This window comes from Clostridium acetobutylicum ATCC 824 (assembly GCF_000008765.1).
Classification (GTDB): Bacteria; Bacillota; Clostridia; order Clostridiales; family Clostridiaceae; genus Clostridium_S; species Clostridium_S acetobutylicum.
This window is the reverse complement of record NC_003030.1, coordinates 1683028-1699499: the sequence shown is the minus strand read 5'-3', so window position 1 is coordinate 1699499 and position 16472 is coordinate 1683028. Positions and strand designations below refer to the sequence as shown.

At 30.7% G+C, this 16472-nt stretch carries 18 protein-coding genes; 3 read left to right on the top strand and 15 right to left on the bottom strand.

Going from position 1 to position 16472, the window contains the following annotated elements; all coding sequences use genetic code 11:
* The first annotated feature begins 79 nt into the window (after positions 1-79).
* Both CA_RS08115 and CA_RS08110 read left to right on the top strand, forming a co-directional pair.
* Positions 80-916 (top strand): flagellin, encoded by an 837-nt coding sequence (locus CA_RS08115; protein WP_010964863.1) that lies wholly within the window; start codon positions 80-82, stop codon positions 914-916.
* Between the two features lie 140 nt (positions 917-1056).
* Positions 1057-2862 (top strand): sulfite exporter TauE/SafE family protein, encoded by a 1806-nt coding sequence (locus CA_RS08110; RefSeq protein WP_010964862.1) that lies wholly within the window; start codon positions 1057-1059, stop codon positions 2860-2862.
* A gap of 22 nt (positions 2863-2884) precedes the next feature.
* Here the strand turns inward: CA_RS08110 and CA_RS08105 are convergent, their stop codons facing one another.
* The 3 genes from CA_RS08105 to CA_RS08095 form a co-directional block, all read right to left on the bottom strand.
* Entirely contained in the window at positions 2885-4258 is a 1374-nt protein-coding gene (locus tag CA_RS08105; protein WP_010964861.1) for a sensor histidine kinase, read from the bottom strand.
* Positions 4255-4938, bottom strand: a complete 684-nt coding sequence (locus CA_RS08100) for a response regulator transcription factor (RefSeq protein ID WP_010964860.1) — start codon at positions 4936-4938, stop codon at positions 4255-4257. The genes CA_RS08105 and CA_RS08100 overlap by 4 nt, the downstream gene beginning before the upstream one ends.
* A 163-nt stretch (positions 4939-5101) precedes the next feature.
* A complete protein-coding gene (locus CA_RS08095; protein ID WP_010964859.1) occupies positions 5102-5605 on the bottom strand; it encodes a nitroreductase family protein in 504 nt (167 codons plus the stop codon).
* A 132-nt stretch (positions 5606-5737) separates the two neighbouring features.
* Here CA_RS08095 and msrB point away from each other — a divergent pair, with 132 nt between their 5' ends.
* Positions 5738-6178, top strand: coding sequence for a peptide-methionine (R)-S-oxide reductase MsrB (msrB, locus tag CA_RS08090; protein ID WP_010964858.1), 441 nt, complete (start codon positions 5738-5740; stop codon positions 6176-6178).
* Positions 6179-6215: 37 nt separating this feature from the next.
* Here msrB and CA_RS08085 read toward each other — a convergent pair whose 3' ends face one another.
* The 12 genes from CA_RS08085 to CA_RS08030 form a co-directional block, all read right to left on the bottom strand.
* Entirely contained in the window at positions 6216-6761 is a 546-nt protein-coding gene (locus tag CA_RS08085; RefSeq protein ID WP_010964857.1) for a glutathione peroxidase, read from the bottom strand.
* Between the two features lie 65 nt (positions 6762-6826).
* Complete coding sequence (locus tag CA_RS08080; protein WP_010964856.1) at positions 6827-7702, bottom strand: NAD(P)/FAD-dependent oxidoreductase; 876 nt, start codon at positions 7700-7702, stop codon at positions 6827-6829.
* A gap of 13 nt (positions 7703-7715) precedes the next feature.
* Complete coding sequence (trxA, locus tag CA_RS08075) at positions 7716-8033, bottom strand: thioredoxin (protein ID WP_010964855.1); 318 nt, start codon at positions 8031-8033, stop codon at positions 7716-7718.
* A gap of 196 nt (positions 8034-8229) precedes the next feature.
* Positions 8230-9531, bottom strand: coding sequence for a pyrimidine-nucleoside phosphorylase (locus tag CA_RS08070; RefSeq protein WP_010964854.1), 1302 nt, complete (start codon positions 9529-9531; stop codon positions 8230-8232).
* Between the two features lie 45 nt (positions 9532-9576).
* Positions 9577-10224, bottom strand: coding sequence for a deoxyribose-phosphate aldolase (gene deoC / locus CA_RS08065; protein WP_010964853.1), 648 nt, complete (start codon positions 10222-10224; stop codon positions 9577-9579).
* A 69-nt stretch (positions 10225-10293) separates the two neighbouring features.
* Positions 10294-10692 (bottom strand): cytidine deaminase, encoded by a 399-nt coding sequence (locus CA_RS08060; protein ID WP_010964852.1) that lies wholly within the window; start codon positions 10690-10692, stop codon positions 10294-10296.
* 163 nt (positions 10693-10855) lie between these two features.
* Positions 10856-11836, bottom strand: a complete 981-nt coding sequence (locus CA_RS08055) for a D-isomer specific 2-hydroxyacid dehydrogenase family protein (protein WP_010964851.1) — start codon at positions 11834-11836, stop codon at positions 10856-10858.
* 309 nt (positions 11837-12145) lie between these two features.
* Complete coding sequence (locus CA_RS08050; RefSeq protein ID WP_010964850.1) at positions 12146-12454, bottom strand: membrane protein; 309 nt, start codon at positions 12452-12454, stop codon at positions 12146-12148.
* A gap of 235 nt (positions 12455-12689) precedes the next feature.
* Positions 12690-13148 (bottom strand): hypothetical protein, encoded by a 459-nt coding sequence (locus tag CA_RS08045; protein ID WP_010964849.1) that lies wholly within the window; start codon positions 13146-13148, stop codon positions 12690-12692.
* Positions 13149-13369: 221 nt separating this feature from the next.
* The gene (gene gshAB, locus CA_RS08040; protein WP_010964848.1) at positions 13370-14356 is read right to left on the bottom strand and encodes a bifunctional glutamate--cysteine ligase GshA/glutathione synthetase GshB; all 987 of its coding nucleotides are present in this window, start codon (positions 14354-14356) and stop codon (positions 13370-13372) included.
* Positions 14357-14436: 80 nt separating this feature from the next.
* On the bottom strand, positions 14437-15882 hold the full coding sequence (gene gshA / locus CA_RS08035; protein ID WP_010964847.1) for a glutamate--cysteine ligase: 1446 nt from the start codon (positions 15880-15882) through the stop codon (positions 14437-14439).
* Positions 15883-16108: 226 nt separating this feature from the next.
* Entirely contained in the window at positions 16109-16273 is a 165-nt protein-coding gene (locus CA_RS08030; RefSeq protein WP_024026198.1) for a zinc-ribbon domain-containing protein, read from the bottom strand.
* Positions 16274-16472 lie beyond the last annotated feature (199 nt).

The following is a 16472-nucleotide window of genomic DNA, read 5'->3' as shown; positions in this document are numbered from 1 at the left end:
TTTTATTAAGTGTAATATTATCCCATGTAAATACGATAATTATATTGTAGCTAATAAATATTTAAAAAGGGGTAATAACATGATAATTGCTCATAATTTGAATGCTGCTAAAATTCTTTACTATTCAAATATAAATGAAAAATATTTTAATGAAGCTTCCCTTAAATTAAGTTCTGGATTGAGAATAAACTCTGCAAAGGATGATCCTGCAGGTCTTGGTATTTCTGAAAGAATGAAAGCTCAAATAAGGGGGTTAAATGCTTCAAAACGCAACTTAGAAGATGGCTTTTCCATGCTTCAAACTGCTGAAGGTGGATTAAATGAAGCTGAAAATATACTTCAAAGAATGAATGAACTTGCAGTGCAAGCTGCTAATGGCACAAACTGTAGCTTAGATAGAAACTCCATAAAAGATGAATTAAAACAATTAGAAGATGAAGTCAAGCACATATCAGTCTCCATAAATTTTAATGGTATAGACTTACTATCAGCATCTTCACATGTAACAATACAAGGAGGACCTAATTCATCTCCATGTGATTTTCTAAATATCGATATGTCCTATTTTAATATAGGCAGATCTCTTGCAGATATAATAAATGGAACTAAAATAAATGTAGATACTCCTCAAAATGCTAAATCATCTATTTCTGTTATTCAACAAGCCATCAATTCGGTTTCAAGATCTAGAGCTGAGATAGGTTCATATGAAAATAGAATTGATTTTAGAATTAACAATTTAGAAAATGAAGAATGCAATCTAACAAGTTCTTATTCACGAATTACCGATGTTGATATGGCAGAGGAAACTATGGAATATTTTAAGTACAGCATATTAAGTAAGGCATCTGATATTCTAATGGCACAAGCACTACAGGAACCTAAACAAGTTTTAAAACTATTACAAATGTCTTAAATACATATAAGAAATATAACTTTATACTATATTTTACTAAAAAATCCTAAAATATAATATTTCTTCATAAAATCTACACAACTATTTAATACAATTAGCATATGAAATTGATTGCTATAATTAAATTATGGAGGTTTGAAATGAGTATAAAAAAAGATAGTATAAAGGTATATGATATGACCTGCACCTCTTGTGAAAAAAAGATTGAAAAAGCACTAAAAACTCTCCCTGGTGTTATATCTGTTAAAGCCAGTTTCGTTAAACAAATTGTTACTATAGAATATGATGATACAATTTGCACAATACAAAAAATCAAAAGTGAAATAAATAGTGCTGGTTACAGAACAGAAGCTAAAAATATTTACAAAATAGCTGGATTTGCTTTAATTGCCCTATTTATGGTTTTTATGAGCACCTCTACTTCTGGCTTTGATATAACCTCAAAGCTAAAAGGAGCTACATACTTCATAATATTTATTGTTGGAGTACTAACTTCTATTCATTGTGTTGGTATGTGCGGCGGTATACTGCTTTCTCAAAGTATTACCAAAGAAGGAAACAAAAGCTCTTCAATAAAATCAGCTATACTTTATAATAGTGGAAGAGTTTTATCCTATACTATACTAGGAGGAATAGTTGGTGCTCTTGGTTCTGTATTTAATCTTTCACTGGGCTTAAAATCTTTCTTACAGATATTCGCAGCCGCATTTATGATTATTATGGGACTAAATATGAGCGGTTTTAGTCTTTTTAGAAAAATACAACTAAAATTACCTTTTCCAAGACGCATATTTAAAAAAGCTCCAAAGACACCATTCTTTATTGGTATGTTAAATGGTTTAATGCCTTGTGGCCCTCTGCAAACTATGCAGCTTTATGCGTTAAGTACGGGAAGTCCTATAAAGGGTGCACTATCCCTATTTGTATTTTCCCTAGGTACAATTCCTTTAATGATGACCTTTGGTGTTTTGTCAGGTTTTATAAGCAAAGGAAGTACTAAAGTTTTATTAAAATTCAGCGGAATTCTTGTGATGGTTCTAGGTATAATAATGGGTGGACGTGGATTAGCTCTTGCTGGTGTTAATGTTCCTACTGTTAGTAGCATAAAGAACTCCGTTCTGGCTTCACCTTCAAAAGACACTAACAACTCAGCTTCTAAAGCAAAAATTGTTAATGGAGTACAGGTAATTAAAATGACAGCTGATGAAAATGGCTATACCCCAAATGGATTGTATGTTGAAAAAAACAAACCTGTTAAGTGGATTATCGATGGGAAGTCCTTAAATTCCTGCAATGGAACAATTGTTATTCCTGATTTAAACAAAGAGATCACTTTAAAATCAGGTGAGAATGTAATTGAGTTTACTCCAAAGGGCAAGGACATTTCTTTCAGTTGTTCTATGGGCATGATTAGAGGAGTAATAAAGGTTGTTGACAATGTAGCTTCAGTTGATACCTCAAAAAAAGATTCTTCAATTCCAAAACCAAGCAGTGGAATGAGTTGTTGTACTGGTGGAAGCTCTGCCTCTTCTAGCTCCCAAGCTTCAAGTATTTATGGCAGTGATATATCAAAGGTTCCTACAGCTAACTTGGTTAATAAGGCTAACTTAAATGGAAATTCTCAGTCTCTAACACTTACGGGAAAGGGCTACGAATTTCAACCTCTTATATCTGTTTTAAATAAAGGAGTAGAGACAAAATTAAGTGTAGATTTAAACGGTTTTGATAACCCTAATGGAGAATATTCTATTATAGATTTAAATACACGCCAAACTGTAACTACCTTTAATGGAAAGAAAGGCATCGTGGAAGTAGATTTTAAAATAGATACTAGCGGTAGTTATGGAATTGTTAAAGACAATAACATGATAGAAGCATTAGAAGTAGTAGACGATTTAAATACTTCAGATTTAGAACAAATAAGAACAAAATACTTAGGCAGGTAATTTAGATAAAAGGAATAATTTTTTAATTATTCCTTTTATCTTTAGGAAAATATATTGTAAACTCAGATCCAATTCCTTCTTCACTTTTAACTTCAATGCGTGCTAAATGAATATCAAGTACAGTCTTTACAATAGATAAACCTATTCCGTTTCCAATAGCCTTATGTCTACTTTTATCTCCCCTATATAATCTTTCAAACACATATGGCAAATCCTCTTTTTTTATACCAATACCATTGTCCTTTATCCTTGCTACTATTTCCTTGTCTTCTTCATCAAGAGAAATCCATATATCACCCTTTTTATTATTAAACTTAACTGAATTGGATAATAAATTTATAAATACTTGCTTTAACTTATTCTCATCACCTAAAATCATATAGTAGCCCTCAGGTATATTTGTATGAATTTCTATATTATTTTCTTTTGCAACATTGAGAAATTCTTTGCAAATTCCCCTTATAATCTTATCTAAGGGTATTTTCTTCATACTCACTGAACTCTCCTCAGTCTCAAATCTTTTAAGTAAATCTAAATTATTTAAAAGCTCACCAAACCTTATAACTTCTTCATTTAATTTAACTAACCTATCTTCTGTAACAGGTATTATTCCATCTATCATAGCTTCTAGATTATTTTGTAGCACATTAAGCGGAGTTCTTATTTCATGGGATATATCAGATATAAGCCTTCTTCTAAGAAGATTTTGGTGCTTTAAAGTTCCTCCAAGCATATTAATACTTTTTATTAAATCATTTATTTCATTTATATTGCTTTTTATTTCAGACCTAAACTCGTAATTTCCCTTAGATAGTTGGACTGAGGTCTCTGAAACCTTTTTAATTGGACGTGAAAATCCTTTTGATACAATTAAACTTAATAATGCAACAATAATAATAGCAACAAGAGCACTTAAACCAATACCTTGATTTATGGAATTCTTAAAGTTGATATCCGCCTCGGATAATATGACTGCATGATATTGCCCTACCATAACATAGCCTTCTACCTTTCCGTCAACCTTTATCGGAAAGGTTTTGGAACTGTATACACCTTTACCTTCAGTTTTCATAATCCAGTGATTGCTGTTTCTAATATCATTAGGATTCATACCCCAAATAACTTTTTTAGAATTATCCATTAACGTTAGGCAATAATCACTCATGTAGGCTTCATGCATCATTTCTGCTCCAGAGTTTTGTGTCCACCTTTTGTCTCTCTTATAAATTTCCTCAAAATAACTTACAATTCTGCTATTCCTTTGCTTTTGAATATTAACCATATATTTATTAAAAGTAGCATTCATGGCTATATTTACAAAAAGTGCTGATAGAATCACTCCAGATATTGTACATAATATCAATATAATGCTAACTTCTCTTCTTATACTCCTCATTTTATATCACCACCAAATTTATAACCAAGTTTAGTTACAGTTATAATATATTTCGGTTTTTTCGTATCCTCTTCTATTTTTTTTCTTATATTTTTTATGTGAACATCTATTGTTCTATCGAATCCATCGAAGTCTAAACCAAATACCCTCTCAATTAACTGTTCTCTACTTAAAACCCTCCCCTTATTTAAAACTAAAGCATATAGTATATCAAATTCATTGGGGGTTAAACTTATTTGCTGATCCTTAATTCTTACGATTCTTTTATCACTACATATTTGCAAATTTCCATCATCAAAATCAGTATTATTCTCATCCTTAAAAACTCGTCTGAAAAGAGCGTTAACCCTTGCTGTAAGTTCTCTTGGACTGCAAGGCTTTAGCAAATACTCATCTGCTCCCATGTTTAATCCTTCTATTCTGTCCTTTAGAGCTACTTTAGCTGTTAAAATAAATATGTACACATCTGAAATTCTTCTTAATATTCTGCATACCTCTTCCCCATCAATATCTGGAAGCATTAAATCCAAAATAACTAATTGAAACTTTACTTTTTTAAATAATTCTATTCCATCAAGTCCTTGTGTAGTGCAATATACATTGTAGCCCTCTTTTTCAAGATAAGCTCTTACAATTTCAAGTACATTCTCCTCATCCTCTACTACCAATATGTTTTTCATAAAATTCACTCCTAAGTATTTTAATACCTTACCTATTATAATAGCTTTTTTTGTAGTTTTTATGAAGATTTAAAAGGAGCCCAACTACAAATTGCGCTCCTATAAGTAATGATCTTGTGTAACAATAATCTTTTTCAAATAACCTTAAAAATATTATCTACTTTTAATACTTTTCTATGTGAATCCTCTTTGCATCGAATCTGTCTATAAATTTATTTTCACTATTTTCTGGATATCCAACACTTATTACACAAAAAGGCTTTATATTTGATTTTAAATTAAACATTTCTTTTAAATTTTTTACTCTTTCTTCAATAGGCTGAGCTCCAAGCCATACTGCTCCCAAATCTAGGTAAGCAGCCTCAAGCAAAATATTTTCAGCTGCTGCTGCCATATCTTGCTCCCACATTTCTGAAATTTTCATTTTTTCTTCATCTGCTAAAAGTACAATTGCTAGTGGTGCAGTTTTTAGAGAGTTCGCATATTTACTAAAATTAGAGAGTTTATCTATGTTTTCTCTATCCTCAAGCACTATAAATTCCCATGGCTGTTGATTCCCTGCTGATGGCGCTTGCATTGCTGCTCTTAAAAGCTTTTCTATTTTTTCTTTTTCAACTTTTTTTCCTTTGTAATTTCTTATACTTCTTCTATTATTTATTATATCCATTTTACATACCTCCCTGCATATATGATATACTTATTTTACCATAAAATTACTGAATCATTTAAAATAAAAAATAAAGTTTACAGATAATTTATATGCATATACTATTTCTATAAAACAAAAGGAGAGAGTAGAATGAAAAAAGATGATTTATCTAAAAAATTAACTCCATTACAATATGAGGTTACTCAAAATAATGCTACAGAACCCCCTTTTAATAATGAGTATTGGGATAATAAATCTGAAGGAATTTACGTAGATATAATTTCTGGAAAACCTTTGTTTACATCCTTAGATAAATTTGATTCAGGCTGCGGGTGGCCCAGCTTTACTAAACCAATTGTCAAAGAAAATATAAAAGCTAATACAGACTTTAGCTATAACATGAAAAGGATAGAAATCAGAAGTAAAGATAGCGATTCTCACCTTGGTCATGTCTTTGATGACGGTCCTAAAGATAAAGGCGGTTTAAGATACTGTATAAATAGCGCTTCTTTAAAATTCATTCCAAAAGAAGCCTTAGAAGAAGAGGGGTATGGTGAATATCTAAAATTATTTAATAAAAAAGAAGAGTAATAGCATAAAGTATTCTGCTATTGCCCTTCTTCAAATTTTATAATAACTTTTCTATATCTTTAACCATATCACTTGGTTCAGAAGTTGGTTCAAATCTTTTTACAACATTTCCATCTCTATCTATTAAAAACTTTGTAAAGTTCCATTTTACTGAATTTCCTTCTAAGAACTTTGGAAAATTCTTCTCTAAAACCTCTGAAAGCATTTTTCCTGTTGGATGATTTAAATCAAATCCCTTAAATGGAGCATTCTCAGTTAAGTAGTTAAATAAAGGATGTGCATTTTCATCTCTTACATCTGTTTTTTCAAATAGTTGAAAGGTTACTCCATAATTAAGTTTGCAAAAATTCTTTACTTCATTATTATCTCCTGGTTCCTGTTCTGCAAATTGATTACTTGGGAAGCCTAATATTTCGAGCCCCTTATCTTTGTATTCTTTATACAGCTTTTCAAGTCCCTCATATTGTGGTGTAAATCCGCATTTACTTGCAGTATTTGCTATTATTAAAACCTTTCCCTTATAAGTATCTAAAGATACCTCTTTTCCTTCTATTGTTTTTGCTTTAAAATCATATACTGACATAATTATTCAATTAGATTCTAGATATTTATTATACAGAATCTAATCTTCCTCCCTTCATTTTTGTTTTATATTATTTTTTTATTTAGCTTAATTTTATCTATGTAGCTTACTGCACTAAGTGCTGCTATTTGCCCCTGCCCTGCAGATTTTATGTATTGGTAGGGTCTTCCGGCACAATCTCCTGCTGCAAAACATCCTTCTATATTAGTTTTCATATCTATATCAACTGCTATGTGTTCTCCATTCATTAAAAGTCCTGGAACAAGCTTACCAGGTGATACACTATCTTTTATTATAAATACAGCATCAGTATTAATTTCACCTTTTGACATTTGTAAGCCACTTACCTTGTCCTTACCTAATATACTAATTGGTTTGTCTTCCACAACCTCTATAACTTCTTTTAAACTTACTTTATCCTTATACATAGGTATATAATAAAGTTTTCCTGCAAGTTCACTTACATAATTAGCTTCTTCCTCTGCCTCTTTAGTATACCCTACTATTGCTACAGTCTTACCTTTATATAGCGGAGCATCACAAGTGGCACAATAACCTACTCCTTTACCAAGTAATTCGTCTTCCCCATTTAAAGGTTTTGAAAATTCTACTCCTGAAGCTATTATTATGGAAGTTGCTTCATACATCTTTTGATTTAATGAAAGTGCAAAATAATCTCCCATGGAATATACTGAATTCACTTTTTCATTTTTTATTTCTATATTCATATATTTTAGATGTTCCAAAAACTTTTCCTTAAGCTCTTTTCCCGAAACATCGTATATTCCAAGATAGTTATTTATTTTAGGTGCCTTCAAAAGCTTATTGCTTAAGTTATCACTTCCAAATAATATAACCTTTTTATTCCTTATGACTGCGTTTATTGCCGCTGACAATCCAGCAGGTCCACTTCCTATTATCGCTATATCATATCTGTCCATAGAAATCCACTCCTTAAATATATTTGGAAAATACCTCTTTAAGCTTATTTTTAGGATTAAATCCTGTAAGACTTTCTTGTAATTCACCATTTTTAAATATTAACATAGTTGGTATATTTGAGATTCCATACTTATCTACAGCCTCACGATTTTTATCATCATTTATTTTTATAATCTCTAAACTTTCTTTTAATTCTCCTGCAATTTCTTCAAGTATAGGAGCTATCATTTTACAGGGTTCGCACCAAGTAGCCCAAAAATCAACTACTACAACCTTTTTTGAATTGGAAATAACATTTACAAAACTTTTATCATTAATCTCTTGTATCATTTCATTGCCTCCCATATAACATTTTAAAATTTAATTGTGCGCAATCTAATTGAGTGTAATTGAATTATAATATTAAATTTAAGTTGTGTCAATACTTATTTTTGAAAATTATGCTACTTATTCTACAAAAATAAAAAAAGCCCTATCATTCCTAAGTTGAACCTCTAGGAATATAGGGCTTTTTAATGACGAAAATTTATTCTGTAATAATTTTATGAATAAGCACTGGTCTTACAGCTTTTTTTGAAATTGCTATACTCTTATAAATTTTGTTTTTTACCTCTTCTACATCTTCTCTATTTGAATAAATAGTTACAATTGGTTCATCTTTTTGCACTTTATCGCCTACTTTTTTGTTAAGTACAAGCCCAACAGCTAAATCCACTGTATCTTCCTTTGTAGCTCTTCCTGCACCTAAAAGCATTGCTGCAATTCCAATTTCATCCGCTACAATATTGGAAACAAAGCCGCTTTCTTTTGCTAAAACATCAATCTTATATTTTGACTGCGGTAACTTTTCAGGATTATCTACAATTGATGAATCTCCCCCTTGGCTTTCAAGAAACAGCTTAAATTTTTCTAAAGCTTTACCGCTTTTTATTACCTCTACAAGCTTTTCTTTTGCTTCTTCCAATGTATTTGCCTTCTTAGCTAGCATAACCATTTGACTTCCAAGAGTTAGAACAAGTTCTGTTAAATCCTCTGGTCCTTGCCCCTTTAATGTATCAATAGCTTCCTTTACCTCAAGTGCATTCCCTACGGCAAAACCCAAAGGCTGAGACATATCTGATATTACTGCCATAGTTTTTCTACCAACGTTATTCCCTATTTTAACCATAGCATGTGCCAGTTCTTCCGCATCCTTCTCCGTCTTCATAAATGCACCTGCACCAGTCTTTACATCCAATACTATTGCATCTGCTCCTGCTGCAATCTTTTTACTCATAATAGAACTAGCAATTAGTGGAATTGATTCTACACTTCCAGTTACATCACGAAGTGCATATAGCTTTTTATCTGCTGGAGTTAAATTGCCTGTTTGACCAACAACTGCAACCTTATTACGATTAACTAATTCTACGAACTTTTCCTTTGTAAGTGCTACATTAAAGCCACTAATAGACTCTAGTTTATCAATAGTTCCTCCTGTATGACCTAACCCTCTTCCTGACATTTTAGCAACTGGTACTCCTAAAGCTGCAACAAGAGGTGCCAGTACAAGTGTTGTAGTATCTCCAACTCCGCCTGTCGAGTGCTTATCTACTTTTATCCCTTCAATTTGCGATAGGTCAACAGTTTCTCCAGATTTCACCATGGCCATTGTTAAATCTGCTCTTTCCCTTTCAGTCATGTCCTTAAAATAAATAGCCATTGTAAGTGCACTTACCTGATAATCAGGAATCGTTCCATTCGTATATCCATTTACAAAAAAATAAATTTCATCTTTTGTAAGTTCTCCTCCATCTCTTTTTTTTGAGATTATATCTACCATTCTCATGCTCTTTCCACCTCTTGCATTTATTTTCTAAAAAGCGTTATTCATTTAATTTTCTGAAATTATATCTATACTTGCACTAGCTCCAATACGTGTAGCTCCAGCTTCTATAAGTTTAATTGCTTCTTCTCTTGTATGAATACCACCTGAGGCCTTAACTCCCATACCAGCTCCAACTGTTTTTCTCATTAATTTAATATCTTCTGCCTTAGCCCCTCCTGTTGAAAACCCTGTTGATGTTTTAACAAAATCTGCACCTGCTTTTTTAGCTAGTTTACACGCTCTTATCTTCTCTTCTTCGGTAAGAAGACAAGTTTCAATAATTACTTTAACTAAGGCCTTTCCACTAGCTGCCTTAACAACTTCTTCTATATCTTTTTCTACATAATCATCATTTTTATCTTTTAATTCTCCTATAGAAACAACCATATCTACTTCTTCTGCACCATTTTTAATAGCATCTTGTGTTTCAAATACTTTTGTAGCAGTTGTATTAGCTCCAAGAGGAAACCCTATTACAGTACACACTTTAACACTGCTGTCCTTTAATGCACAGCTTGCCTCTTTAACCCACTTTGGATTTACACAAACTGATGCAAAGTTATTTTGTTTAGCTTCTTCTATTAGTTTTAGTATCTGCTCCTTTGTTGTATCTGGCTTTAATGCTGTATGATCTATAATTTTAGCAATATTCATATTAAAAATCTTCCTCTCATTTTATAACTTCGACCAATAACAATAGTTTTATCTTACACTTTATTTAAACTACTTTTTTAAATCCTCTTTAGTAAAAGCTCCTGGTAGAATTTCTTCCAATGTCTTAACTATATATTCTCCACTATTTTTTCCCAAAACTATTTTCATATCCTCTGACGCAAACTCAGCAATTACCTGTCTGCATATTCCACATGGATATGTATAATCCTTTTCTACTCCCACTATAGCAATAGCATTAAGCTTTGTGTGCCCTTCTGATACTGCTTTAAAAATAGCTGTTCTTTCTGCACAATTTGTTGCACCATAGGATGCATTTTCTATATTACATCCTGTATATATTTCTCCATTGTCAGCTATCACAGCTGCTCCAACTTTGAATTTGGAATAAGGTGCATAAGCCTTTTTTCTAGCCTCTAAAGCTTTATAAACTAACTCACTATAATCCATAGCTAAATCTTAAGTCCCCTCTCAATATTTAATATATTTTCATCATAAATGCTTTTTGAATATTTGTAAAGTTAATACTATTTTTAAAGCAAAATACATTTTGCTAATTTTAATTAATACTCACCTTTTAGCCTATACATAACAGAAAAATATTTTGTTTCAATTATAACACTTTCCAAGGATTTTCTTTTCCCTCATAAAAAGCTATACAACTTAGTATAGAATTCTCAACCATATCGCTAACTGCTTGATCTGTATAGAATGCTGTATGAGGTGTAATAATCACATTAGGATAAGACTTTAAAACAGCTAATTCTCTATTTCCTAACACTTCTCCTTTAAGATTTTTATAGTAGAGATTTGTTTCATTTTCTATTACATCTAATGCTGCTCCACCAATTTTCCCTTTTTCAACAGCGTCAATAAAATCATATGTGTTTATAATTGACCCTCTTGCTGTATTTATAATAAATACCCCATCTTTCATTTTTGATATGGAATTTTTATTTATTAGATGGTAGTTATCTTCCGCTCCTGGAACATGCACTGTGATAACATCACTACTCATTAAAAGTTCTTCTAATTTCACATATTTAGCATGGGCTTTAACTTCTTCATTTTCATTGATATCATAGGCTATAATGTTGCATTCAAAACCCTTTAAATTTTTAATTACTGTTCTCCCAATCTTCCCTGTTCCTATAACTCCTACGGTTAAATTATGTAATTCTTTTCCCTGAATACCTTCTAGAGAATAATCTTGAACATAGCTATTCTGCATAATTGCTTTTACTTTTCTTGTTGCCATTAAAATCATCATTACAGTATAATCAGCTACGCTTCTTGGTGAATATGTTACGTTTCCTACACCAATTCTGAGCTCTTTAGCTTTTTTAATATCTATGTGGTCATACCCTATAGTTCTAGTGGATATAAATTTAACTCCAACGTCGTTAAACTTTTTAATAAGCGCTGCATTAATTGGAGTTGTAATAATACTTATGCAGTCAAATCCTTTTGCAAAATCAGCAGTTTCAATGGTCGGTGTCTTGTCTGTAAGCATTAAATCAACATTGTATTTTTCTTTAAACTTTTGAAAATATTCAGTTTCATCAGCTCTATGATTATATACTAAAATTTTCACATTTAAACATCCTTTCTAATGCATGTTTCTATAGCTTCATGTTGTTGGATAAAAATTCTATTTAATCTTATTATATCACTGAAAATTCCTTTATTTAAATTGATTTATACAATATTCTTTATTTTTATGTAAAAAAATACAGACTTTAATAAAATCTGTACCTTTTACTATAAATTTAGTCCATTATTTTCAAAAAACTTATATGCACTGAAATAGCTTAATGACTATCATTTCAGTACACATAAGTTTAAACTTTACTATTAACCACTCTTTTATATTTTATTCAACTTCTTTTATAGAAGTTTTTTCTTAATCATTATGTAATGATAACAATTTTGAAATTTTATTATTTATAATTCCTGCACCAAATAAAACAAAAGCTATTCCTCCATAAATACCAACAGCATTAAATATTTCAGGTAATAGCTGTTGTGGAACTAGCTGTGAATTAACTGTAGCTGCCTTATAACCTTGCGCTACATACTGGCTAAGTGCCTTTCTATAAACAATAATATTATCTACTAAAAGTGCAATTCCTATAATTGCAACAACTGCAGCTGCTACATATAAAATTATAGAGGCCTTAGATTGTTTTGACTTTGTTTCTACATTTTCCATAACCTTTCTCCATTCCGCCTTAAAGCTATAATAAAATAAATCCTTTTTCAAAGCTCATAAATTATGAGCCTATTATAGTATACCACCTAATTATTTATAAAAAACATATTTTAATAGAATTTACATTTTGTTTTCAACTGTAGCTATTTTTCACATACTTTTAACACAAAACTTGTTTTTAACTATTCATAATAAAAAATCAAACGAAATATATCCATTTGATTTTTTAAATATTCTATTTACTTGTACTATTTACTACGACCTTTGAAGAACTACTGTGTCCAAGGTCATTTACTGCATTTTTTATAGCAGCATCTATAAGTGCTTTCTTATTATCATCAACATTTATATTCAACTCCTTAAGCACATCTAGAACAACATTTTCTGCAACTTCTGCTCTCTCATCTTTACTTATATCTCCTGCATGAGATAATTGCTCAGCACTCCCTACAGCTATTTTTGCCCATTTATCAATAATTTCTAAAATATTTACTGTTCCACTTTTAGGAAATACTTCTGATGCCACACCAAGAACCTTGTCTGAAGCATCTACTACTTTTTGAGTCTCTTCTAATATATCACTTACCTTTATTCCATTTTTCTTTAAAAGCGGAAATATTGAAAGCATAGTGATAAGTACACCTAAGATTATTCCTATAATAGTAAACAACATTATAATTTCGGTCTTTGACATTTACACCACCTCTAATTAAAATGCCTAAAGGCATCTATTTCCATATATTATATTTATCGTATTAATATTATATGTATTTAACTTTTATTTACTATAATACAATTATTTAGAAGTATTATGTTATATAATTTCATTAATATATATAAAAAAAGCCAAACTAAATGATAAAAAACCGTTTTAAAATGTTCTAATCATTTTAAAACGGTTCTTTATACATAATTTTAGTATCCAAGTAAATCTAAAATTTTTCTCTCAACATGCCTATTTTCACCTCTGTAAGGGAAATCATGCATATGAATTGCTGGATTAAAATTTAATTCTATAATGCTGTGGTTTTTAGCATTAGGCTCTTCATTTATATCGTTTATTATTATATCCGCACCACAAATCTTTGCTCCCACTGCATTAGCTGCTCTAACTGCAATTTTTTTGTATCCCTCAAGAATCTCATCTGTAAAATCTATACTATCTCCGCCAGTACTTACATTAGAGTTCTCTCTCAAATAAACTATTTCATTCTTGTCTGGAACATAATCAAAATCCCTATTTGAAAATGATAAATACTCTTTTTCAATAGTTCCAAGAACAATTTTCTCAAGTGGCTTTACGTATCCTTGCCCTCTACGTGGATCCTTGTTTTTTTCATCTACAAGTTCTTTAATACTGTGAACTCCGTCCCCTATAACATTTGCTGGAACCCTATGAAGAACTGCAATAGTTTCATCACCTATAACCAAGAATCTGTATTCCTTACCGGCTATAAATTCTTCAACCATAACGGAATTATCATATTCAAAAGCCTGATTTACAGCATTCTCAAAATCTTCAATTGATCTAAGCTGTTTTAGTATAATTACTCCTTTTCCAAAGTTCGTTGACTTTGGCTTAACTACTGTATCTTTGCCATAAAATAAACTGAACTTTTCTTTCGCTTCACTTGCTTCTTTAAGAGTAACTCCTTCAGGAACATTTATACCATTCTCTTTTAAAACTATTTTGGTTACTTCTTTATTTTCCATTATTAAAGGCGCTATATAATTATCCAATGAAGTTTTAGTTGCCTGTTTCACATATTCAACTTTATCACCTTTTTTTAAACGTATAAAGTTGTCTTCCATATCAAGTATGTCAACTTGTATTTTCCTATCTAAAGCTTCATTAATTAATATCTGAGTTGAAAGTTCAAGTTTTGTATAATCTTCATTCATGTTTTACCACCTCTTTTACAAATAATTATACCTTAGTATCCAGGGTTTGTTAATTAAAATATTGCTAAATCTTATGCTCCCTATGCTTCAGCATATTCCATGCCAAATTGAATATAGCTTCTATTATCATTATCCATTTCTCTGCATATTCTTTCTGATGGCAACAGCTCTATATTATGAAGTTTTTTATATTCACTTTCAACACTTTCGCTGTATTTCTTTTCTACATTATCTTTGTCCATCAATTTAGCAACTATTCTTAGTTTTTCAAAAATCTCATCGCCAAAATTCTTTAGCGGTATTCTAGAATCATCATTATACTTATAAAGCATTAAATCTTCATTTCTTCCAAGTAACGCTGCAAGTTGATGATTTGTATTTATCCTTTCCATCTGCTCCTCATCTATTGACTTGCTTTCTTCAAACAGACAAAACACATTAAAAACTTGAAGAAAATTCATCTGTTCAACACTAATGCCAACTTTATCAAAAGGATTCACATCTAAAATTCTTATCTCTATATACTCTACTCCACGATTTACTAGGGCTGTAAGCTGTGTTTCTCCTTTTTTTATATTTCTTTTAAAACGTATAGGAGCATAAAATTCACTTTCACTTTGAAGCAGATTTCCATTTAACTGAATCTGAACTCCATCTTTATATATTCCAAGTTTAGAATATTTGTTACTTTCAGTTTCCATCATTTTCTTAATTTTGGTTTCATATTCTCTAAGACTATTAAAATACACAGTATACTTCTTTTCATCTGTATCAGAATAACCAAACCTACTTACACGAAGTGAAGTAGCATATCTATTAAAATTCTTTATTTTTCCAGCACAATGAGGGCAGCATTTTTCTATTTTTTCAAGCTCTTTAAATATAACAGAATTGTATGTCGAATCACATATTGGTGATGCTCCAAACAAATATATAAGTATCCAATGATATCTTAAAAAATTTCTAGTCAGCGAAAAATACATCTCATCAATGAATTGTCTTTTAGTTTTTTCTATTCTCAATTGCCTATATATAAAATCGATCATCTTGTCGCTAAAAGAAAAATTATAATGAATACCCGATATCATTTGCATCTTCTTACCGTAACGAAGTGCAAGTCCATTTCTATAAATCTGTTTTTGTCTACCGTCTTCAGTATCCGGAAATTGTGCAACTGGTATATCCTCTTCCTTTGGAAGTCTTGGCGGCATACTTAAAGGCCATAATAGTTCACCTTTAAGAGCATTTTTAACTTCATTATTTATATCATTTAATGCTTTGTAGACTTCCTCAGCTGATTTAAGCGGTGGTGTTATCATCTCTATTTGACTTTCCGAAAAATCTGTTGTTATACGTGGGTTTTCAAACTTATCGCCAAATACAGATGGATGAGGCGTTAATGCTAAATCTCCAGAATAATTAACTCTCTGTGATTCCCTTTCTACTCCAAAATTTCCTTCTGACAACATACTGCTTCTATATTCATCTGAAAAGAGTCTTATCATTTCAGGAAAACTCCAATGCATAGTACTCCTCCTTGATGTATTAATTTAACTTATATATACACTCTATTAGATTGCCTATGGATAAAAGTTTTTAATAGTAGTCTATTAAAAACTTTTATTATGTTCCTATAATAATAAAACAAAAATACTTTGTCAAACCAGTTTTAACATAATCATGTCTATAGATTTATTAATGTATATTAAAAAACCCTATAAGAATTAACTTATAGGGTTTATAAAAGACTTATTATCTTCTGAATCCTCTGTTGTTCTGTTGTTTTCTTGCTTTTCTACAATCAGTACATCTTTGTGGTTCATTATCGAATCCTTTTTCTTTATAGAAAGCTTGCTCGCCTTCAGTAAATACGAATTCTTTTCCGCAATCTTTACAAACTAATGTCTTATCTGCCATTTACATATACCTCCTTTTTCAAAGATTAAGATCCTAACTGATTACCAAAATAACCTTTAAAAAGAGGATATGTTTGTTCATCTAATTAAATCTTAGTATTAAAATCTTATCCGTTTTTAATACTAAATCATTATATCACACTACCCTATAATTTACAATATATTTTTAAACTTTATATCATTTAATGGTTAATCCAAAT